This window comes from Zestomonas carbonaria, from assembly GCF_904061905.1.
Classification (GTDB): domain Bacteria; phylum Pseudomonadota; class Gammaproteobacteria; order Pseudomonadales; family Pseudomonadaceae; genus Aquipseudomonas; species Aquipseudomonas carbonaria.
The window spans coordinates 15,629-35,624 of record NZ_CAJFCI010000045.1 but is presented as its reverse complement, the minus strand read 5'-3'; the positions used below and the strand labels follow the sequence as shown (position 1 = coordinate 35,624).

General features: G+C 65.7%; 18 protein-coding genes and 1 tRNA gene. 10 read left to right on the top strand and 9 right to left on the bottom strand.

The window, feature by feature from the left end; all coding sequences use genetic code 11:
- Nucleotides 1-21: 21 nt before the first annotated feature.
- The 7 genes from PSEWESI4_RS11620 to queA all read right to left on the bottom strand — a co-directional run bounded on the left by PSEWESI4_RS11620 (nt 22) and on the right by queA (nt 6,796).
- On the bottom strand, nt 22-450 hold the full coding sequence (locus tag PSEWESI4_RS11620) for a universal stress protein (protein WP_187671365.1): 429 nt from the start codon (nt 448-450) through the stop codon (nt 22-24).
- 255 nt (nt 451-705) lie between these two features.
- The gene (locus PSEWESI4_RS11615) at nt 706-1,248 is read right to left on the bottom strand and encodes a glycine zipper 2TM domain-containing protein (RefSeq protein ID WP_187671364.1); all 543 of its coding nucleotides are present in this window, start codon (nt 1,246-1,248) and stop codon (nt 706-708) included.
- Nucleotides 1,249-1,380: 132 nt separating this feature from the next.
- The gene (secF, locus tag PSEWESI4_RS11610) at nt 1,381-2,292 is read right to left on the bottom strand and encodes a protein translocase subunit SecF (RefSeq protein ID WP_187671454.1); all 912 of its coding nucleotides are present in this window, start codon (nt 2,290-2,292) and stop codon (nt 1,381-1,383) included.
- A gap of 12 nt (nt 2,293-2,304) precedes the next feature.
- Complete coding sequence (gene secD, locus PSEWESI4_RS11605; RefSeq protein ID WP_187671363.1) at nt 2,305-4,173, bottom strand: protein translocase subunit SecD; 1,869 nt, start codon at nt 4,171-4,173, stop codon at nt 2,305-2,307.
- A gap of 63 nt (nt 4,174-4,236) precedes the next feature.
- Nucleotides 4,237-4,572, bottom strand: coding sequence for a preprotein translocase subunit YajC (yajC, locus tag PSEWESI4_RS11600; protein ID WP_187671362.1), 336 nt, complete (start codon nt 4,570-4,572; stop codon nt 4,237-4,239).
- A gap of 44 nt (nt 4,573-4,616) precedes the next feature.
- Nucleotides 4,617-5,732 carry a tRNA guanosine(34) transglycosylase Tgt gene (gene tgt, locus PSEWESI4_RS11595; RefSeq protein WP_187671453.1) on the bottom strand — a complete coding sequence of 372 codons (1,116 nt, stop codon included), beginning with the start codon at nt 5,730-5,732 and terminating at the stop codon, nt 4,617-4,619.
- Between the two features lie 14 nt (nt 5,733-5,746).
- Nucleotides 5,747-6,796 carry a tRNA preQ1(34) S-adenosylmethionine ribosyltransferase-isomerase QueA gene (queA, locus tag PSEWESI4_RS11590; protein ID WP_187671361.1) on the bottom strand — a complete coding sequence of 350 codons (1,050 nt, stop codon included), beginning with the start codon at nt 6,794-6,796 and terminating at the stop codon, nt 5,747-5,749.
- A gap of 109 nt (nt 6,797-6,905) precedes the next feature.
- Here queA and PSEWESI4_RS11585 point away from each other — a divergent pair.
- From PSEWESI4_RS11585 to PSEWESI4_RS11575, 3 genes are all read left to right on the top strand, one after another.
- Nucleotides 6,906-6,990 (top strand) — tRNA-Leu (locus PSEWESI4_RS11585).
- A gap of 459 nt (nt 6,991-7,449) precedes the next feature.
- Complete coding sequence (locus PSEWESI4_RS11580) at nt 7,450-7,662, top strand: cold-shock protein (protein ID WP_017937312.1); 213 nt, start codon at nt 7,450-7,452, stop codon at nt 7,660-7,662.
- Between the two features lie 82 nt (nt 7,663-7,744).
- The gene (locus PSEWESI4_RS11575) at nt 7,745-8,242 is read left to right on the top strand and encodes an RDD family protein (RefSeq protein WP_187671360.1); all 498 of its coding nucleotides are present in this window, start codon (nt 7,745-7,747) and stop codon (nt 8,240-8,242) included.
- A gap of 461 nt (nt 8,243-8,703) precedes the next feature.
- On the opposite strand, the gene lptG is transcribed toward PSEWESI4_RS11575, so the two are convergent.
- Nucleotides 8,704-9,765, bottom strand: coding sequence for an LPS export ABC transporter permease LptG (gene lptG / locus PSEWESI4_RS11570; protein WP_187671359.1), 1,062 nt, complete (start codon nt 9,763-9,765; stop codon nt 8,704-8,706).
- Nucleotides 9,758-10,879 carry an LPS export ABC transporter permease LptF gene (lptF, locus tag PSEWESI4_RS11565; RefSeq protein WP_187671358.1) on the bottom strand — a complete coding sequence of 374 codons (1,122 nt, stop codon included), beginning with the start codon at nt 10,877-10,879 and terminating at the stop codon, nt 9,758-9,760. The genes lptG and lptF overlap by 8 nt, the downstream gene beginning before the upstream one ends.
- A 138-nt stretch (nt 10,880-11,017) precedes the next feature.
- Here lptF and PSEWESI4_RS11560 point away from each other — a divergent pair, with 138 nt between their 5' ends.
- The 7 genes from PSEWESI4_RS11560 to rlmF all read left to right on the top strand — a co-directional run bounded on the left by PSEWESI4_RS11560 (nt 11,018) and on the right by rlmF (nt 19,989).
- Entirely contained in the window at nt 11,018-12,505 is a 1,488-nt protein-coding gene (locus tag PSEWESI4_RS11560) for a leucyl aminopeptidase (protein WP_187671357.1), read from the top strand.
- Nucleotides 12,506-12,955: 450 nt separating this feature from the next.
- Nucleotides 12,956-13,375, top strand: coding sequence for a DNA polymerase III subunit chi (locus PSEWESI4_RS11555; RefSeq protein ID WP_187671356.1), 420 nt, complete (start codon nt 12,956-12,958; stop codon nt 13,373-13,375).
- Between the two features lie 133 nt (nt 13,376-13,508).
- Nucleotides 13,509-13,853, top strand: a complete 345-nt coding sequence (locus PSEWESI4_RS11550) for a DNA polymerase III subunit chi (protein ID WP_187671355.1) — start codon at nt 13,509-13,511, stop codon at nt 13,851-13,853.
- Nucleotides 13,854-13,946: 93 nt separating this feature from the next.
- Entirely contained in the window at nt 13,947-16,778 is a 2,832-nt protein-coding gene (locus tag PSEWESI4_RS11545; protein ID WP_187671354.1) for a valine--tRNA ligase, read from the top strand.
- Nucleotides 16,779-16,844: 66 nt separating this feature from the next.
- On the top strand, nt 16,845-17,141 hold the full coding sequence (locus tag PSEWESI4_RS11540; RefSeq protein WP_187671353.1) for a winged helix-turn-helix domain-containing protein: 297 nt from the start codon (nt 16,845-16,847) through the stop codon (nt 17,139-17,141).
- A gap of 40 nt (nt 17,142-17,181) precedes the next feature.
- Nucleotides 17,182-19,017, top strand: coding sequence for an SLC13 family permease (locus tag PSEWESI4_RS11535; protein ID WP_187671352.1), 1,836 nt, complete (start codon nt 17,182-17,184; stop codon nt 19,015-19,017).
- Between the two features lie 60 nt (nt 19,018-19,077).
- Nucleotides 19,078-19,989 carry a 23S rRNA (adenine(1618)-N(6))-methyltransferase RlmF gene (gene rlmF, locus PSEWESI4_RS11530; protein ID WP_187671351.1) on the top strand — a complete coding sequence of 304 codons (912 nt, stop codon included), beginning with the start codon at nt 19,078-19,080 and terminating at the stop codon, nt 19,987-19,989.
- The last annotated feature ends 7 nt before the right edge of the window (nt 19,990-19,996 follow it).

The window sequence follows — 19,996 nt, the reverse complement described above, 5'->3', positions numbered from 1 at the left end:
GCCATCCCCCGCCCCGTCACGCTATTTCACCAACAGCACCGGCACGGGCACCTCGTGCACCACCCGCGTAGCCACCGAGCCCATGAGCAGGTTGCCCAGGTTGCTCATGCCCCGGGTCCCCATCACCACGGTGTCGCACCCGAAGGCCTTCACGGCCTGGACGACCTCGTGGACGACCTCGCCGAACACCGCATGGGTGTCAAAGCGGATGCCGCTGCCCTCCAGCAGCGCGGTCGCCTCGCCGATGACCTCCCTGGCATGGGCCATCGCGCCGTCGCGCATCCGCTCCAGCATGTCGGCCGGCACGTAGTCGCCGTAGACCTTGGCCGGGGATTGCACGTTGATCACGTGCACCTGGATATCCGGGTATTCGTCCTTCAGGTCGAGCAGATAGTGGATCGCCCGCCTGGCCGGTTCCGATCCGTCGAAGGGGAGCAGTACGTTGCGCATGGGGACATCCTCTCGTCGCAGATGATGGTTGCTGTTCTGTAGTCATTTTCACGGCCTGCGGGGCGCGGCCCTTGACCTGGATCAACCAGCTTCGCCAGAGACGAAAAGCAGCCGGCACGCCATGGCGTCCACCGGACACTGGCGCTTCATCCTGCTCGGAAGTCTATACCGGATGGGCGCGAACGCCCGGAGGAGGGAAACCGTCCGGCACCTGCCGCTCACTAGCCGGCAGGTGCCTGGACGCTGTCTTGCACGTTACTGGCCAGCGGGTCTGGCCAGCACCAGTTGACCTTTCTCGACAGGGATCTGGCGGCCCGGATCGTAGTCCATGCGCACCTGGCTGACCTTGCCGTCCAACTGGTACTTCACGTCGTAGCCGACCACTTTGTCACTGGTATCGGTGACAGTGTGGCAACGGGTTTCAGTGGTGGTGTAGGTATCGCGATTCTGCATGCCTTCCTGGATCTTGTTACCGGCATAACCGCCACCGACGGCACCCGCCACGGTCGCGATCTTCTTGCCGGTACCGCCGCCTACCTGGTTACCCAGCAGGCCACCCGCCACGGCTCCCAGCACCGTTCCCGCCACCTGGTGCTGATCCTGCACCGGGCGCTTACGGGTGACCGCTACGTCCTTGCAGACTTCGCGCGGAGTCTTGATGGTTTCCTTGACCGGCTGCACAGCAAGCACTTCCGCGTACTCGGGGCCACCACCGATCAGGCTGTAGGTGGCCACGGCACCGCCTGCGGTGACGCCCACCGCCCCCAGCACAGCACCAACGAGCATTGACTTGTTCACTTGTACCTCCTGGCTGTCAGTCATCAGGCATTGATTGAATGCCTTACTCCCAGCCTTGGACAGAACAACGGCGACCAAGTTCCTGGGTCGCCGTTGCTCGCGAACGTACTGTGAACCAGCTCCAACGGTGCCTCAGGGACGTCCGTCGGCCTCCTCGTTCACCGCCGGAGGGATCAGGTCCTCGGAGGTCAGCTTGAGCCAGATCAGCACGGTGGCGCCGATATAGACCGACGAGTAGGTACCCACCACCACGCCGATCAGCAGCGCCAGCGCGAAGTTGCCCAGGGTGTCGCCACCGAACACCAGCAGGGCGATCAACGCCAGTGCCGTGGAGAACGAGGTCGCGATGGTCCGCAGCAGGGTCTGGGTGACCGAGATGTCGATGTTCTCGATCAGGCTGGCCTTGCGCAGCACACGGAAGTTCTCACGGATACGGTCGTAGATGATGATGGTGTCGTTCAGCGAGTAGCCGATCATCGCCAGGACCGCGGCCAGCACGGTGAGATCGAAGGGGACCTGGAAGAAGGCCAGGATCCCCAGGGTCAGCACGGTATCGTGGAACAGCGACGCAACCGCGCCGACCCCGAACTTCCACTGGAAACGGAAGGCGAGGTAGACCAGGATGCCGGCCAGCGCCAGCAGCATCGCCAGGCCACCCTGGTCGCGCAGCTCTTCGCCCACCTGCGGGCCGACGAACTCTACGCGCTTGACCTGGAAGCCGGTGTCCGGATCGATCTTGCGCAGCGCATCCGCCACCTTGTTGCCCAGTTGCGGGTCATCGCCAGCCAGGCGTACCAGCACATCGGTGGAAGCGCCGAAGCTCTGCACCACCGCATCGACGTAGCCAGCCTGCCCCAGCTCGCGCTTGATCAGCTCCAGATCGGCCGCTTTCTCGTACTGCAGTTCGATCAGCGTACCGCCGGTGAAATCGAGGCCGAAGTTCAGCCCCTTGGCGAACAAGGCACCGAGCCCGACCAGGGTCAGCAACACGGTGATAGCGAAGGCGATATTGCGTATCGCCATGAAGGGGATGGTTTTCTTGATCACGGCCATTGCTCAGATCCACAGTTTCTTGAAGTTACGGCCACCGAAGATCAGGTTGACCATGCCGCGGGTGAACATGATCGCCGTGAACATCGAGGTCAGGATCCCCAGCGACAGGGTCACGGCGAAGCCCTTGATCGGCCCCGTGCCCAGCGCGAAGAGGATGCCGCCCACCAACAGGGTGGTGAGGTTACTGTCGATGATCGCGGTGTAGGCCCGGTCGAAGCCCTCGTGGATCGCGCGCTGCACCGGCAGGCCGTTGCGCAGTTCCTCGCGGATCCGCGAATAGATCAGCACGTTGGCATCCACCGCCATGCCCAGGGTCAGCACGATACCGGCGATACCCGGCAGGGTCAGGGTCGCCCCGATCACCGACATCAGGCCCACCAGCAGCACCAGGTTGAACGCCAGGGCGATGGTGGCCAGCAGCCCGAAGAACTTGTAGATGAGCAGGATGAACACCGACACGAAGACCATCGCCCACCAGGTGGACTCGATACCCTTGGCGATGTTCTCCGCACCCAGGCTCGGGCCGATGGTGCGTTCCTCGGCAAAGTACATCGGCGCGGCCAGGCCACCGGCGCGCAGCAGCAGGGCCAGCTCGGAGGATTCGCCCTGGCCGGTCAGGCCGGTGATGCGGAACTGGCTGCCGAGCGGCGACTGGATGGTCGCCAGGCTGATGATCTTCTTCTCTTCCTTGAAGGCCGGTACGGCGACTTCCTTCTCGACGCCGTCGACCACTTGCTTGACGTAGCGGGTCAGCGGCTTCTGCTCGATGAAGATCACCGCCATGCTGCGACCGACGTTGTTGCGCGTGGCACGATTCATCAGTTCGCCGCCGTGGCCGTCCAGGCGGATGTTCACCTGCGGGCGGCCGTTCTCGTCGAAGCTCGCCTGGGCGTCGGTGACCTGGTCGCCGGTGATGATCAGGCTGCGCTCCAGCGGCACGGGCGGACGGCCCGGCTCGCGGAACTCGAAGGATTCGGTGGTCGCCCTGGGCGCATCCGGGGTTGCCGCCAGGCGGAACTCCAGGTTGGCGGTCTTGCCGAGGATCCGCTTCGCTTCAGCGGTGTCCTGCACGCCAGGCAACTCGACGACGATGCGGTTGGCGCCCTGGCGCTGCACCAGCGGCTCGGCCACACCCAGCTCGTTTACCCGGTTACGCACGGTGGTCAGGTTCTGCTTGATCGAGTATTCGCGAATCTCGGCCAGCTTGGCCTGGGTCAGCTCCAGGCGCAGCACCTGCAAGCCGTTGCGCTCGCTGCTGGTCAGGTCGAAATCCTGGAATTCCTTGCGGATCAGGCCCTGCGCCTTTTCCAGCGTCTGCGTGTCGCTGAAGCCCAACTGGATGGCGCCGCCGGCCTGCGGCAGGCTGCGATAACGCAGGCGCTCCTTGCGGAGCAGGCTCTTGACCTCGCCTTCATAGACCTTGCGGCGCGCGTCGAGGGCCTTTTCCATGTCCACTTCCAGCAGGAAGTGCACGCCGCCGGACAGGTCGAGACCCAGCTTCATCGGCGCGGCGCTCAGGTTGCGCAACCACTGCGGCGTGGTCGGCGCGAGGTTCAGCGCCACCACGTAGTCATCACCCAGCAGCCGGCGCGCGATGTCCTTGGCCGGGAGCTGGTCCTCGAGGCGGGTCAGGCGGACCAGGCCGCTCTTGCCATCCTCGCTCAGGCCACTCTCCTTGACGGCGATCCTGGCTTCGCTCAGCGCCTGGCTGATGCGCTCGACGTCAGCCTGCTCGATCTTCAGCGCCGTGCTGGCGCCGCTGACCTGGATGGCCGGATCGTCCGGGAAAAGATTGGGTGCGGAATAGACCAGACCGATCGCCAGCACCGCCAGGATCAGAATGTATTTCCACAGGGGGTATTTGTTCAGCATGACGCCGCCCGCTTATGACACGGGGCGCTCTTGCGCCCCGTCGATTATTAACAATGTTGTGGATCAGATCGCTTTCAGCGTGCCTTTCGGCAGGGTGGCGGCAATCGCGCCCTTCTGGAACTTCAGCTCGACGTTGTCGGAGACCTCGACGACCACGAAATCGTCGGCCACCTTGGTCACCTTGCCGGCGATGCCACCGGAAGTGACCACCTCGTCGCCCTTCTGCAGGCTGCCGAGCAGGTTCTTGTGCTCTTTGGCGCGCTTGGCCTGCGGGCGCCAGATCATCAGGTAGAAGATCACCAGGAAGCCGACCAGGAATACCCACTCGAAACCGGTACCGGCAGGACCGGCGGCCGGGGCTGCGGCATCCGCATAGGCAGCGGGGATCAAAAAGCTCATAAAGGACTCCTGTTAGAAAAAGGTCGTGGGATAGTTTTCGTTATTCAGTCCAGCGGAGGTGTTGGCAGGCCACGCCGGGCATAGAAGGCATCGACAAAGGCGGCCAATGTACCCTGTTGAATAGCCTCGCGCAAACCAGCCATCAGGCGCTGGTAATGGCGCAAATTGTGGATCGTATTCAGCATGCTGCTGAGCATTTCGCCGCACTTGTCCAGGTGATGGAGATAGGCACGGGAGAAGTGTTTGCAGGTGTAACAGTCGCAACTCGGGTCCAGCGGCGAATCGTCGTGGCGATGCACCGCATTGCGGATCTTCAGCACGCCGGTATCGATGAACAGGTGGCCGTTGCGCGCGTTGCGGGTGGGCATCACGCAATCGAACATGTCGACGCCGCGGCGCACGCCTTCGACCAGGTCCTCCGGCTTGCCGACGCCCATCAGGTAGCGCGGCTTGTCGGCCGGCATGTGCGGCGGCAGGAAGTCGAGCACGCGGATCATCTCCTCCTTCGGCTCACCCACCGACAGGCCGCCGATGGCCAGGCCGTCGAAGCCGATGTCGCAGAGCCCTTCCAGCGAACGCAGGCGCAGTTCCTCGTGCATGCCGCCCTGGACGATGCCGAACAGCGCCGCCGTGTTCTCGCCATGCGCGGTCTTGGAGCGCGCGGCCCAGCGCAGCGACAGCTCCATGGAGCGCTGCGCGGTGTCGAAGTCGGCCGGATAAGGCGTGCACTCGTCGAAGATCATCACGATGTCCGAGCCGAGGTCGCGCTGCACCTGCATCGACTCCTCTGGCCCCATGAACACCTTGCTGCCGTCCACCGGCGAGGCGAAATAGACGCCCTCCTCCTTGATCTTGCGCAGCGCACCCAGGCTGAACACCTGGAAGCCGCCGGAGTCAGTGAGGATCGGCCCCTGCCACTGCATGAAGTCGTGCAGGTCGCCGTGGCGCTTGATCACCTCGGTGCCCGGCCGCAGCCACAGGTGGAAGGTGTTGCCGAGGATGATCTGCGCGCCGATCGCCTCGATGTCGCGCGGCAGCATGCCCTTGACCGTGCCGTAGGTGCCCACGGGCATGAAGGCCGGCGTCTCGACCACGCCGCGCGGGAAGCTCAGCCGCCCACGGCGGGCCTTGCCATCGGTGGCGAGCAGCTCGAAGGACATGCGACAGGTGCGACTCATGAGTTATCCTCTGGCCCGCGCGGCGCGGGGTTGCGAGTGATGAACATGGCATCGCCGTAGCTGAAGAAGCGGTAGCCTTCCGCCACGGCGGCGGCGTAGGCCGCCATGGTTTCGGGATAGCCGGCGAAGGCCGAGACCAGCATCAGCAGCGTGGACTCGGGCAGATGGAAGTTGGTCACCAGGGCATCGACCACGTGGAAGGGCCGCCCGGGATAGAGAAAGATGTCGGTGTCGCCGTTGAACGACTTCAACTCGCCGCCGCGCGCCGCGCTCTCCAGCGAACGCACGCTGGTGGTGCCGACCGCGACCACCCGCCCGCCGCGCGCCCGGCAGGCGGCGACCGCATCCACCACGTCCTGGCCAACCTCCAGCCATTCGCGGTGCATGTGGTGATCCTCGATGCGCTCGACCCGCACCGGCTGGAAGGTGCCGGCGCCGACGTGCAGGGTGACGAAAGCCTGCTCGACGCCCTTGGCGCGGATCGCCACCAGCAGTTCCTCGTCGAAATGCAGCCCGGCGGTCGGCGCCGCCACCGCGCCGGCGCGCTCGGCATATACGGTCTGGTAGCGCTCGCGATCCGCCGCCTCGTCGGGGCGATCGATATAAGGAGGCAGCGGCATATGGCCGACCCGGTCGAGCAGCGGCAGCACGTCCTCGTCGAAGCGCAGCTCGAACAGGCTGTCGTGGCGCTCCAGCATCTCGGCAGAGCCGCCACCGTCGATCTCGATGCGCGTGCCCGGCTTCGGCGCCTTGCTGGCGCGCACATGGGCCAGCACGCGGTGGCTGTCGAGCACTCGCTCGACCAGCACCTCCAGCCGGCCGCCGCTGGCCTTGCGGCCGAACAGCCGCGCGGGGATCACCCGGGTGTTGTTGAACACCATCAGGTCGCCCGGACGCAGGTACTCCAGGAGGTCGGTGAAATGGCGATGGGCCAATGCGCCGCTCGCACCATCCAGCACCAGCAGGCGGCTGGCACGCCGTTCGGCCAGCGGGTGGCGCGCGATCAGCGCCTCTGGCAGCTCGAAATGGAAATCGGCAACACGCATGATGAAGGGTCGTTTCGCGGGGCGGCGAAGTTTAGCCGAAACCGCCCGCTTTGGCCACGCGAGCCGATTGACCGCCCCCGATGCTGTCCCTATACTCCGCCGCCATCGTGCCCCGGTGGCGGAACCGGTAGACGCGGCGGATTCAAAATCCGTTTCCGAAAGGAGTGGGAGTTCGAGTCTCCCCCGGGGCACCATGTCATCACGCCAGCATGCTTCATGCTTGTGTCGCAATCCCAGCAGAATCGACGTTTCCCGCAAGTTCTCCGCGCCACCGCGCGTCAGCTTGACCGTCGTATCCACGTATCCCCCAGGAACCCCTGCCACCGGGATACGGAAATGAGGCGCTCCGAAACCGCGTGCCGCCAGCCCCACCAGCATCTTGCGAACGGTCCAGGACCGCGCGGGCACGCCACTCGTCGCGCCTGCGATTCAGAGCTTTTCCAGGGTTGTATTTTCTCTTTGAGTTGGCGTAGAGTGCCGTCAGCTGTGTTTGCATGGGTCGCTTTGAACCGTGGCCTGGTGCAGCAGATCACTTGATTTGCTACATCCCGATCCCGATCGACGTCTCTTATATCTGCAACCAGTCCAGTCCTCTTCGCTCCAACGAAACGCTGAAGAGGCTGTCATCAACTCTAGCTTCAAGGAAATAAGATATGTCGAATCGTCAGAACGGCACCGTCAAGTGGTTTAACGACGAGAAAGGTTACGGTTTCATCACTCCCGAAAGCGGTCCGGATCTGTTCGTGCACTTCCGCGCCATCGAAGGCAACGGCTTCAAGAGCCTGAAAGAAGGCCAGAAAGTCAGCTTCGTTGCTGTGCAAGGTCAAAAAGGCATGCAAGCCGACCAGGTTCAAATCCTGGGCTAAGCACTGCCGGAACGAAGAGCCTCTGATGGCGACATCAGAGGCTTTTTTATGCCTACGATTTCGCCCTTCGCGACCGAGTGCCATGTCCAGACATCACCAACTCCTCCCCCAGGGTGACTTCCCCGCCGCCGGACTGCCGCGCCGCCTGGCCGCAACCTTCTACGACTCGCTGCTGTGCATCGCCCTGCTGATGGTCGTGACCCTGGTCTACAAGCTGATCCAGATAGCCATCCTCGGCGAGGAACGGCTCCGCCAGCTCAGCGATGCCGGCGCCCTGGACGGCGACCCCCTGCTCAGCACCCTGCTGCTGCTCAGCCTGTTCGCCTTCTTCGCCAAGTTCTGGACCCACAACGGCCAGACCCTCGGCATGCAGGTATGGGGCATCCGCGTGCAGAACGCCGACGGCACCGCCATCGACCTGTGGCAAGCGCTGCTGCGCTTCCTGATCGCCATCATCTCCTGGCTATGCCTTGGCCTCGGCGTCCTCTGGCCCCTGTGGGACAAGCAGAAGCGCAGTTGGCACGACATGTATTCGGGTAGCTGCCTGGTGCAACTGCCGAAGGGGGTTCACAAGAAATAGGCTTGAGGCTGGCCGTGCACCTTCTACGCCAGGCCTTTTATCGCGGCCATGGAACTGGGCGTCCCCGACGATCCTACGAACACAGCCTCGATGCCGACCTGTAGGAGCGCGCCATGCGCGCGATCCCCGGCAACACCAAAGCATCGCCAGCAAGCTGGCTCCTACAAAAGCGGACGAGTAACCCGGATGAAATCCGGGCTACGTGGCTGTTTACTGGGTCCCCGCGTTCGCGAGGACGACGGGGACGAAACCCCCAACGCCAAACCGTCATTCCCGCGCACGCGGGAATCCAATGAACACGTAGGAGCGAGGGGGACGCCCAGTTCTCTACTCGCGAAGCTTTTTGCGTTGCCGGTGAGGTGATCGCGCGCATGGCGCGCTCCTACAGGAAGACCACCACCAACCCCGAACCGCTTTTTCGTCCAGCCCTCCAGCCTCCAGCGCCTTTATCGCCCGACGCGCTACCCCGCCCGCCGGAGCATCCACACTCCCGCCAACGCGCAGATACCGGTAGGAATCAGCACCGCCAGCAAGGGCGGGAAGCCGAACACCAGGCTGGAGGGACCGAGCAGGTCCTGGGCGATGCGGAACACGAAGCCCACCAGCACCCCGGTGAACACCCGTTGCCCCAGGGTGACCGAGCGCAGCGGGCCGAAGATGAAGGAAATCGCCATCAGCACCAGCGCCGCGGTAACCAGCGGTTGCAGCACCTTGGTCCAGAAAGCCAGCCAGTAGCGACCATTGTTCAGGCCCTGTTCGCCCAGGTACTGGATGTAACGCCACAGGCCGGTGATCGACAGGGCCTCCGGCTCCAGCACAACGGTGCCGAGCAGTTGCGGGCTGAGCTCGACGTCCCAGCGCTCGCTCGGGCTGTCGATCACCTCGGTGCTGCGCTCGCGGAAGTGGGTCGTGGACACCTCGCTCAGTTGCCAGTAGCCCTCCTGGTATTGCGCACGGCGGGCGAAGCTGGCCGAGAGCAGGTGGCGCTGGTCGTCGAACTGGTAGCGGGTCACCCCGACCAGCAGGCCATTGGGCTGCACCGAGTTGATGTGCACGAACTCGTTGCCCTGGCGATGCCAGAGGCCGCGCTTGGCGCTCTGCGCCTCACCGCCACCCTGGGCCATGGAGCGGCTGGCCTGGGCCTTGTTCTCGGTCCACGGCGCCGCATATTCGCCGATCAGGATGCCCACCAGCATCAGCACCAGCATCGGCTTCATCACCGCCCAGACGATACGCCCCACCGACACGCCGGCAGCGCGCATGATGGTCAGTTCGCTGTGGCTGGCCAGGTTGCCGAGGCCGATCAGGCAGCCGATCAGCGCCGCCATCGGCAGCATGTCGTAGAGCCGCCGCGGCGTGGTGAGCAGCACGTACCAGGCGGCATCGAGCAGCCCGTAGCCGCCCTCGACATCGCCCAGTTCGTCGATGAAGGCAAACAGCAGTGCCAACCCGACGATCACCCCGAGCACGGCGAGGATGGCAAGGAATACGCTGGAGCCGATATAACGATCCAACCTAGGCATGGACCACCTCCCGCGCCGCGCGGCGGCTGGCCAGTTTCAAGCGCAGCGGCTCCCAGAAGAGCAGCAGCAGGCCGATTGCCAGGAACACACCGTGCACCCACCAGAGCCCGAGCTCCGGCGAGACCTTGCCCTTGTCCAGGGCACCGCGCATGGCGATCAGCAGGGACAGGTAGGCCATGTACAGCAGGATCGCCGGCAGCAGCTTGAGGAAGCGCCCCTGGCGCGGATTGACCCGGGCCAGCGGCACCGCCAGCAGGGTCACCACGAACACCAGCAGCGGGATCGACAGCCGCCACTGCAACTCGGCCCGGTGTCGCTGGTCTTCGCTTCCCCACAGCTCGGAGGACGGAATGGCCTCGCGCTCGCCGATGTCGGCGACCACTTGCGGACGCTCCAGCAGCATGCCGTAGGTGTCGTACTGGATCGCCCGGTAGTCGGCCTTGCCGGGGTTGCCGTCGTAGCGGTAGCCGTTCTCCAGAATCAGGTAGCGGCTGCCGTCGGGCTGGATTTCCTGGCGCCCCGACTCGGCCACCAGCACGGTGATGCCGCGCTCCTTGGCGCCGTCGCTGGACAGGCGCTTGTCGGAAATGAACACCCCACCCAGTTCGGTGCGGTTGTCGGACAGGTCCTGCACGTAGGTCACCCGCGAGCCGCCCTTCATGGACTGGAAACGCCCCGGCACCAGGGTGTCGAACTCGGTCAGCGCGTCCTGCTCGTTGAGGATGCGCTCCACCTGGGCCACGCCCTGCGGCGCCAGGCCCAGGCTCAGCCAGGCGACCAGCAGGGCGACCAGGGTCGCCGGGCCGAGGGTGTAGACGAACAGTCGCTGCTGGCTCACGCCGGTGGCCGACAGCACGGTCATCTCGCTGTCCAGATAGAGCCGGCCATAGGCCAGCAGGATGCCGAGGAACAACCCCAGCGGCAGGATCAGTTGCAGGAAACCGGGAATCCGGAAGCCCATGATCATGAACAGCACGCCGGGGTCGAGGGCGCCTTGCGCCGCCTGGGCCAGGTACTTGATGAAACGACCGCTCATGATGATCACCAGCAGCACGGCACTCACCGCACTGAGGGTCATCAGCAACTCGCGGGACAGATAACGGAAGACGATCAAAGCAGAGGCTCCAGGGTTGTCAGGCTCAGGCGGCTACGCTCAAACTAGCCGCTTGCTGCCGGCCCGCACATGTCGGGCACCGGAAAAATGCCCGGCATTATCCTGCAATACCGACTCGTTGTCTTGGGGACACACGCCATGGAATTCCTCGTCAAAAGCGCTCGCCCGGAAACCCTCAGAACCGCCACCCTGGTCCTCACCGTCGGTGAAGGCCGCAAGCTGGGCGAAATCGCCAAGGCCGTGGACAGCGCCAGCGGCGGCGCCATCGCCACGCTGCTCAAGCGCGGCGACCTGGCCGGCAAGGTGGGACAGACCCTGCTGCTGCACGGCCTGCCGGGAGTCAAGGCCGAGCGCGTGCTGCTGGTTGGCAGCGGCAAGGGAGAACTCTCCGACCGCCAATACCGCAAAATGGTTTCCGCCGTGCTGGCCAGCCTCAAGGGCCTGGGCGGCAAGGACGCGGCCCTGGCCCTCGACGACCAGGCCGTGAAAGGTCGCGACACCTACGGCAAGGCCCGCCTGCTGGTGGAAACCCTGGCCGACGGCAGCTACGTGTTCGAACGCTTCAAGAGCCAGAAGAGCGATCCGCGCGCCCTGCAGAAGATCACCCTGCTCGCCGGCAAGGAGCAGCAGGCCGACGTCGAGCGCGGCAGCGCCCACGCCCAGGCGATCGCCAACGGCATGGCCTTCACCCGCGACCTCGGCAACCTGCCGCCGAACCTCTGCCACCCGAGCTTCCTCGCCGAGCAGGCCAGGGAACTGGCCAAGGCGCACAAGAACCTCAAGGTCGAGATCCTCGACGAGAAGAAGCTGGCCAGCCTCGGCGCCGGCGCCTTTCTGGCGGTGGCCCAGGGCAGCGAGCAGCCGCCACGGATGATCGTCCTCAACTACCAGGGCGGCGCGAAGGACGACAAGCCGTTCGCCCTGGTCGGCAAGGGTATCACCTTCGACACCGGCGGCATCAGCATCAAGCCGGCGGCCAACATGGACGAGATGAAGTACGACATGTGCGGCGCCGCCAGCGTGCTCGGCACCCTCAAGGCCGTGCTGGAGCTGCAACTGCCGATCAACCTGGTGTGCCTGCTGGCCTGCGCCGAGAACATGCCGAGCGGCCGCGCCACCCGCCCGGGAGATATCGTCACCACCATGAGCGGACAGACCGTGGAGATCCTCAACACCGACGCCGAAGGCCGCCTGGTGCTGTGCGATACCCTGACCTACGCCGAGCGCTTCAAGCCGCAGGCAGTGATCGACATCGCCACCCTCACCGGCGCCTGCATCGTCGCCCTGGGCAGCAACACCTCGGGCCTGATGGGCAACAACGACACCCTGGTCCGCCAGTTGCTCAAGGCCGGCGAGCACGCCGACGACCGCGCCTGGCAACTGCCGCTGTTCGAGGAGTACCAGGAGCAACTGGACAGCCCGTTCGCCGACATCGCCAACATCGGCGGACCGAAGGCCGGCACCATTACCGCCGGCTGCTTCCTGTCGCGTTTCGCCAAGAACTACCACTGGGCGCACCTGGACATCGCCGGTACCGCCTGGATCAGTGGCGGCAAGGAAAAAGGCGCCACCGGCCGGCCGGTCCCGCTGTTGACCCAGTATCTGTTGGAGCGTGCCAAGGCTTAAGGCTGGAGGCTGGAGGCTGGAGGCTGGAGGCTGGAGGCTGGAGGCTGGAGGCTGGAGGCTGGAGGCTGGAGGCTGGAGGCTGGAGGCTGGAGGCTGGACAGCGTTCCGGCCACGCATCTTCTGCGTCAAGCCTTTTTTCGCGACCATGGAACTGGGCGTCCCCGTCGATCCTACAAGTCAGCATCGATGCTGACCTGTAGGAGCGCGCCATGCGCGCGATTGGCAGGGATGGAACTGGCGCACTTTTTACTGGGTCCCCGCTTTCGCGGGGATGACGGCCACGCAGTGAAGCCTCCCACCGCCTCGTCACTCCCGCGCACGCGGGAGCCCAGAAGGAAGGTACAGTCCAACGCACAGCGCACTCACCGAAAGCCGGGCCGCCGTTTCGTCCAGCCTTCCAGCCTCCAGCGCTTTTATCGGCTTTTCGCTTTCGCCATCCAGAGACACCCCATGTCCAGAATCGAGTTCTACGTCCTCTCCTCCTCCAGCCAGTCCGAGCGCATGCTGGCGGCCTGCAAGCTGGCGCTGAAAGGTTGGCGCGCCCGGATGCCGGTGTTCGTGCGCTGCCAGGACGAAGCCCAGGCCAGGGAGCTGGACGAGCTGCTATGGCGTTTCAAGGCGGACGCCTTCATTCCCCACGACCTGCACGCGAGCGATCCGCAGGCACCGGTGGTAATCGGCCTGGACGACGAGCCGGCCAGCCGCCAGGGACTGCTGATCAACCTGCAACCGGACATCTCGCCCCATGTCGGGCATTTCTCCCGCGTGATCGAGATCGTCAACCAGGACCCGCCGCTGCTGGCCGCTTGCCGGAAGAATTTCCGCCTGTATCGCGAGCGGGGCTATGATCCCCAGCGCGTGGAACTCTGACCCCTCGTTCGTGATCAGCTATGTGTCGGCCACGCAATGGCGCGACAGACTCGGCATGTCCGGCGACTGCGCGTAAACTGCGCTCCTCGCCGGTGCCGCCGGTGATACTGAACAGCTCGCGAATACCGCCGCCATGGATACCCCCAAACCGCCCATCAAGCCCGCGCACCTGCTCGACGACCTCGAGTCGATCCGGCAATTGCTCGACGAGGAAGGGCTGGAGCCGCCCCTGCTGACCGAAACGGTCACCACCGACGACATCCCCCTGCTGTCCGAGATCATCGAAGAGTCCGCCCCGGAACCCGATGAACCGGCAATCGGCGCGGACCGCGAGCGGCAGCGCCTGGACAACGAGCTGCGCGCCGCCGCGCAACTGATCCTGCAGGACGTGATCGACGATTTCGTGCCGCAGATCGAAGCCGAGCTGAAACGCCGCCTGGAAGCCCGCCTCGGCCGGCTGATCAACCGCAAGCCCTGAGCGAGCCCTTGCAAGAAGCCCGTCCTGCGCGGCCACGCCACCTCTTTGATATACTCGCCGGCTTTCCGTTATCAGCCTCCGGTCCCGCCGCACATGGACAAGACCTACCAGCCGCACGCCATTGAATCCCGTTGGTACTCCGAATGGGAGTCCAGGAACTACTTCGCCCCGCAAGGTTCCGGCGAACCCTACACCATCATGATCCCGCCGCCGAACGTCACCGGCAGCCTGCACATGGGCCATGGCTTCAACAACGCGATCATGGATGCGCTCATCCGCTTCCGCCGCATGCAGGGCCGCAACACCCTGTGGCAGCCGGGCACCGACCACGCCGGCATCGCCACCCAGATGGTGGTGGAGCGCCAGTTGGCCGCGCAGGACGTCAGCCGCCACGACCTCGGCCGCGAGAAGTTCCTGGAGAAGGTCTGGGAGTGGAAGGAACAGTCCGGCGGCACCATCACCCGGCAGATCCGCCGCCTGGGCTCCTCGGTGGACTGGTCGCGCGAGCGCTTCACCATGGACGAAGGGCTGTCCGAGGCGGTCAAGGAAGCCTTCGTGCGCCTGCACGAGGACGGCCTGATCTACCGCGGCAAGCGCCTGGTCAACTGGGACACCAAGCTGCACACCGCCATTTCCGACCTCGAAGTGGAGAACCACGACGAGAAGGGCCACCTCTGGCACCTGCGCTACCCGCTGGCCGACGGCGCGCAGACCGCCGAAGGCAAGGACCACCTGGTGGTCGCCACCACCCGCCCGGAAACCATGCTCGGCGACAGCGCCGTGGCCGTGCACCCGGAAGACGAGCGCTACCAGGCGCTGATCGGCAAGTTCGTCGAGCTGCCGCTGGTGGGCCGGCGCATCCCGATCATCGCCGACGACTACGTCGACCGAGAGTTCGGCACCGGCTGCGTGAAGATCACCCCGGCCCACGACTTCAACGACTACGAAGTCGGCAAGCGCCACGACCTGCCGCTGATCAACATCTTCGACAAGAACGCCGCCGTGCTGGCCAGCGCCCAGGTGTTCAACCTCGACGGCAGCGTCAACGATCAGGTCGACGCCAGCCTGCCGGCCGACTACGCCCACCTCGACCGCTTCGACGCGCGCCGCAGGATCGTCGCCGCCTTCGAGGCCGCCGGCCTGCTGGAGAAGATCGACGACCACGCGCTGAAGGTGCCCAAGGGCGACCGTTCCGGCACCGTTATCGAGCCCTGGCTGACCGACCAGTGGTACGTCTCCACCAAGCCGCTGGCCGAAAAGGCCATCGCCGCCGTGGAAGACGGCAGCATCCAGTTCGTGCCCAAGCAGTACGAGAACATGTACTTCTCCTGGATGCGCGACATCCAGGACTGGTGCATCAGCCGCCAACTGTGGTGGGGCCACCGTATCCCGGCCTGGTACGACGAAGCCGGCAACGTCTACGTCGGCCGCGACGAGGCGGAAGTGCGCGCCAGGCACGACCTCGGCGACCGGCCGCTGCGCCAGGACGACGACGTGCTCGACACCTGGTTCAGCTCGGGCCTGTGGACCTTCTCCACCCTCGGCTGGCCGCAGCAGACCGAATTCCTCAAGACCTTCCACCCCACCGACGTGCTGGTCACCGGCTTCGACATCATCTTCTTCTGGGTCGCCCGGATGATCATGCTGTCCCTGCACCTGACCGGGCAGATCCCGTTCAAGACCGTCTACGTCCACGGTCTGGTGCGCGACGGCCAGGGCCAGAAGATGTCCAAGTCCAAGGGCAACGTGCTCGACCCGCTGGACATCGTCGACGGCATCACCCTCGACGCCCTGCTGGAGAAACGCACCAGCGGCATGATGCAGCCCAAGCTGGCCGAGAAGATCGCCAAGCAGACCAAGGCGGAATTCCCCGAAGGCATCGCCAGCTACGGCACCGACGCGCTGCGCTTCACCTTCTGCTCGCTGGCCTCCACCGGCCGCGACATCAAGTTCGACATGGGCCGCGTCGAGGGCTACCGCAACTTCTGCAACAAGCTGTGGAACGCCGCCAACTTCGTCATCGAGAACACCGATGGCCAGGACACCGGGGTCAACGGCGAGCCGGTCGAGCTGTCCTCGGTGGACCGCTGGATCATCTCGGCGCTGCAGCGCACCGAACAGGAAGTCACCCGCCAGCTCGACGCCTTCCGCTTCGACCTGGCCGCCCAGGCGCTCTACGAGTTCATCTGGGACGAGTACTGCGCCTGGTACCTGGAGCTGGTCAAGCCGGTGCTGTGGGACGAGAACGCCCCCATCGAGCGCCAGCGCGGCACCCGCCGCACGCTGATCCGCGTACTCGAAGTGGCGCTGCGTCTGGCGCACCCGTTCATGCCGTTCATCACCGAGGAAATCTGGCAGCGCATCAAGGCCCAGGCCGGCAAGTCCGGCGACACCCTGATGCTGCAACCCTGGCCGGTGGCCGACGAGAGCAGGATCGACGCCGCCGCCGAAGGCGACATCGAGTGGGTCAAGACGCTGATGCTCGGCATCCGCCAGATCCGCGGCGAGATGAACATCTCCATGGCCAAGCGCATCGACCTGATCCTCGCCAACGCCTCGCCGGAAGACCACCGCCGCCTGGCCGACAACGAGCCGCTGCTGATGAAGCTGGCCAAGCTGGAGACCATCCGCGTGCTGGAGGCCGGCGAGGAAGCGCCGATGTCCGCCACCGCCCTGGTCGGCGAGATGCAGGTGCTGGTGCCGATGGCCGGGCTGATCGACAAGACCGCCGAGCTGGCGCGCCTGGACAAGGAAATCACCCGCCTGGATGGCGAGGTCAAGCGGGTCGGCGGCAAGCTGTCCAACGAAAGCTTCGTCGCCAAGGCCCCGGCCGAAGTGATCGACAAGGAACGCGCCAAGCTGGCCGAAGCCGAGCAGGCGCTGACCAAGCTGATCGAACAGCGCGAGAAGATCGCGAGCCTGTAAGTCGAACCCGAGGCCCGCCATTGCGGGCCTCGTGCTTTTCCCCGGGAGAAGACACGGAGCCCCCGCATGGAAGTCAGCAAGACCCGAACCAGCTTCTACCGCCGCCTCTACGTCGCCTGGCTGATCGACAGCGGCACGGCGACCAGCGTACCGGCCCTGATGGCCGCCACCGGCATGCCCCGCCGCACCGCCCAGGACACCCTGGCGGCACTCGCCGAACTGGACATCGACTGCGTATTCGTCCAGGCCGAAGGCGAACGCAACAACGCCGGGCACTACAGCATCCGCGACTGGGGCCCGATCGATCCGCGCTGGGTGGCGACTCATCTGCCGCAGATCAAGGCACTACTCGCCTATCCCTGACTAGACTGCCGGCATCTTTCCGCCGCATAAGGACTGCTGCGTGAACCTCGAACTGATCTGGGTACTGGGCCTGCTGCTGGCCGCGGTCATTCTGTTCGTCATCGACAAGCCGCGCATGGACGTGGTGGCACTGCTGGTCATCGTCGCCCTGCCGTTGACCGGTGTGCTGAGCATCCAGCAGACCCTGGCCGGTTTCAGCGACCCCAGCGTGGTGCTGATCGCCGCGCTGTTCGTGATCGGCGCCGGGCTGGTGCGCACCGGCATCGCCTATCGGCTGGGCGACTGGCTGGTGGACAAGGCCGGCAGCAGCGAGACGCGCCTGCTGGTGCTGCTGATGCTGTGCGTCGCCGGGCTCGGCTCGGTGATGAGCTCGACCGGCGTGGTGGCCATCTTCATTCCCGTGGTGCTCGGCGTTGCCGCGCGCCTGCGTATCGCGCCGGGCCGGCTGATGATGCCGCTGGCCTTCGCCGGGCTGATCAGCGGCATGCTCACCCTGGTCGCCACGCCGCCGAACATGGTGGTGCACGCCGAACTGCTCCGCGCCGGCCTGGAGGGCTTCGACTTCTTCAGCTTCACCCCCATCGGTCTGGCGGTGCTGGGCCTGGGGATCGCCTACATGCTGGCGACCCGCCACTGGCTGCAGCGCAGCGACGCGCGGGACGAAAGCGGTGCGCCGCGCCTCACCCTGGCCGACCTGGCCCAGGCCTATCGCCTCGAGGGACGCGAGCGGCGTCTGCGCGTGCGCGCCGATTCGCCGCTGGCCAACCAGGCGCTCAACGAACTGGAGCTGCGCAAGGAGTACGGCATCAACGTGATCGCCGTGGAGCGCCAACGCAAGTTCCGCACCCTGCTGCTGGTGGCCACCGGCAACAGCGTGCTGGAGCCGGGCGACATCCTGCTGGTCGACCTGGCCAGCCCGGCCATCGGCCTGCTCGGCGCCTACCAGGCCCTGGGCCTGGAGCCGATGCCGCTGCCGAACTCCTATTTCAGCGTGCACGCCCACCAACTGGGCCTGGCCGAAGTGGCCCTGCCGCCGGAGTCGCAACTGCCGGGCAAGACCATCCAGGAGCTGGGCTTCCGCACCCTCCACAAGCTCAACGTGGTCGGCCTGCGCCGCCACGGCCAGGCGCTGGAAGGTGTGCTGGTGGACGAAAAGCTGAAACCCTCGGACACCCTGCTGGTGGCCGGCGAGTGGAAGGCCATCCACCGCTTGCAGGGCCTCAGCCGGGACTTCCTGGTGCTCAGCCTGCCCGCCGAGGTGGACGAAGTGGCGCCGGCCGCGCGCAAGGCGCCCTACGCCCTGCTCAGCCTGGCGGTGATGGTCGTCCTGATGGTCAGCGGCCTGGTGCCCAACGTCATGGCCGCGCTGATCGGCTGCCTGCTGATGGGCGCGTTCCGCTGCATCGACCTGGACAGCGCCTACCGCGCCATCCACTGGCCGACCCTGGTGCTGATCGTCGGCATGTTGCCGTTCGCCCTGGCGCTGCAGCAGACCGGCGGCATCGACCTGGCGGTCCACGGCCTGGTGGCGGTCCTGGGAGAGGCTGGTCCCTATGTGATCCTCGCCAGCCTGTTCGCGGTGACCGCGCTGATCGGCCTGTTCATCTCCAACACGGCGACGGCGGTCCTGATGGCGCCGGTGGCCATCGCCACCGCCCAGGCCCTGGACGCCTCGCCCTACCCCTTCGCGATGATCGTCGCCCTGGCCGCCTCCTCGGCGTTCATGACGCCGATCTCCTCACCGGTCAACACCCTGGTGCTCGGCCCCGGCCGCTATCGCTTCGGCGATTTCGTGAAGGTCGGCGTGCCTTTCACGCTGATCGTCATGCTGGTCAGCGTGCTGATGGTGCCCTGGCTGATGCCGCTGCATCCGTAGGGTCGCCGCGGCCTGGGCGCTATGGGACAATGCGCGCCCCGCATCACGCCCGCCACCGCCATGAGCCACCCGCGCAAACCGCCCGCCGCGCTGCACCCGCGCAACCGCCACCAGGGCCGTTACGACTTCGCCCAGTTGATCAAGGCCAGCCCCGAGCTGGCGCGCTTCCTGATCGTCAATCCGTACGGCAAGCAGAGCCTGGACTTCGCCGATCCGGAGGCGGTCAAGGTGCTCAACCGCGCGTTGCTCAGGTGCTTCTATGGCCTGAAGTTCTGGGACATCCCGCCCGGCTACCTGTGCCCGCCGATCCCCGGCCGCGCCGATTACCTGCATTGCCTGGCCGACCTGCTGGCCGAGGACAACGGCGGCGAAATCCCGCGCGGCAAGGCGGTGCGCGTGCTGGACATCGGCACCGGCGCCAACTGCATCTACCCGCTGATCGGCCACTGCGAGTACGGCTGGCGCTTCACCGGCAGCGACATCGACGCCACCGCCCTGGCCGCGGCGCAGGCCATCGTCAAGGCCAACCACCTGGGCGATGCCATCGAACTACGCCGCCAGCCCCGGCCGCTGCATATTTTCCAGGGCCTGCTGCAACCTGGTGAACGTTTCGACCTGACCCTCTGCAACCCGCCCTTCCACAGCTCGGCGGCCGAGGCCCACGCCGGCAGCCGGCGCAAATGGCGCAACCTCGGCAAGCTCGACCCGAAGCGCAAGCTGCCGGTGCTGAACTTCGGCGGCCAGGGCAACGAGCTGTGGTGCGAGGGCGGCGAGGCGGGTTTCCTGAAGCGAATGGTCGCCGAGAGCGCGGCAGTCGCCGGACAGGTGCGCTGGTTCAGCAGCCTGGTGTCCAAGGCCGGCAACCTGCCGGTAGTGGAGCAGGCGCTACGCAAGGCCGGCACCCGCGACGTGCGGACGATCACCATGGCCCAGGGCAACAAGCAGAGCCGGCTGGTGGCCTGGAGGTTCTAGCGGCGAC

Bases quoted from the DNA above. Each gene is read 5' to 3' on its own strand.
- PSEWESI4_RS11620 (WP_187671365.1), bottom strand. From the start codon at position 450: ATGCGCAACGTACTGCTCCCCTTCGACGGATCGGAACCGGCCAGGCGG.
- secD (WP_187671363.1), bottom strand. From the start codon at position 4,173: ATGCTGAACAAATACCCCCTGTGGAAATACATTCTGATCCTGGCGGTG.
- yajC (WP_187671362.1), bottom strand. From the start codon at position 4,572: ATGAGCTTTTTGATCCCCGCTGCCTATGCGGATGCCGCAGCCCCGGCC.
- tgt (WP_187671453.1), bottom strand. From the start codon at position 5,732: ATGTCCTTCGAGCTGCTCGCCACCGATGGCAAGGCCCGCCGTGGGCGG.
- queA (WP_187671361.1), bottom strand. From the start codon at position 6,796: ATGCGTGTTGCCGATTTCCATTTCGAGCTGCCAGAGGCGCTGATCGCG.
- PSEWESI4_RS11580 (WP_017937312.1), top strand. From the start codon at position 7,450: ATGTCGAATCGTCAGAACGGCACCGTCAAGTGGTTTAACGACGAGAAA.
- PSEWESI4_RS11575 (WP_187671360.1), top strand. From the start codon at position 7,745: ATGTCCAGACATCACCAACTCCTCCCCCAGGGTGACTTCCCCGCCGCC.
- lptG (WP_187671359.1), bottom strand. From the start codon at position 9,765: ATGCCTAGGTTGGATCGTTATATCGGCTCCAGCGTATTCCTTGCCATC.
- PSEWESI4_RS11560 (WP_187671357.1), top strand. From the start codon at position 11,018: ATGGAATTCCTCGTCAAAAGCGCTCGCCCGGAAACCCTCAGAACCGCC.
- PSEWESI4_RS11555 (WP_187671356.1), top strand. From the start codon at position 12,956: ATGTCCAGAATCGAGTTCTACGTCCTCTCCTCCTCCAGCCAGTCCGAG.
- PSEWESI4_RS11550 (WP_187671355.1), top strand. From the start codon at position 13,509: ATGGATACCCCCAAACCGCCCATCAAGCCCGCGCACCTGCTCGACGAC.
- PSEWESI4_RS11545 (WP_187671354.1), top strand. From the start codon at position 13,947: ATGGACAAGACCTACCAGCCGCACGCCATTGAATCCCGTTGGTACTCC.
- PSEWESI4_RS11540 (WP_187671353.1), top strand. From the start codon at position 16,845: ATGGAAGTCAGCAAGACCCGAACCAGCTTCTACCGCCGCCTCTACGTC.
- rlmF (WP_187671351.1), top strand. From the start codon at position 19,078: ATGAGCCACCCGCGCAAACCGCCCGCCGCGCTGCACCCGCGCAACCGC.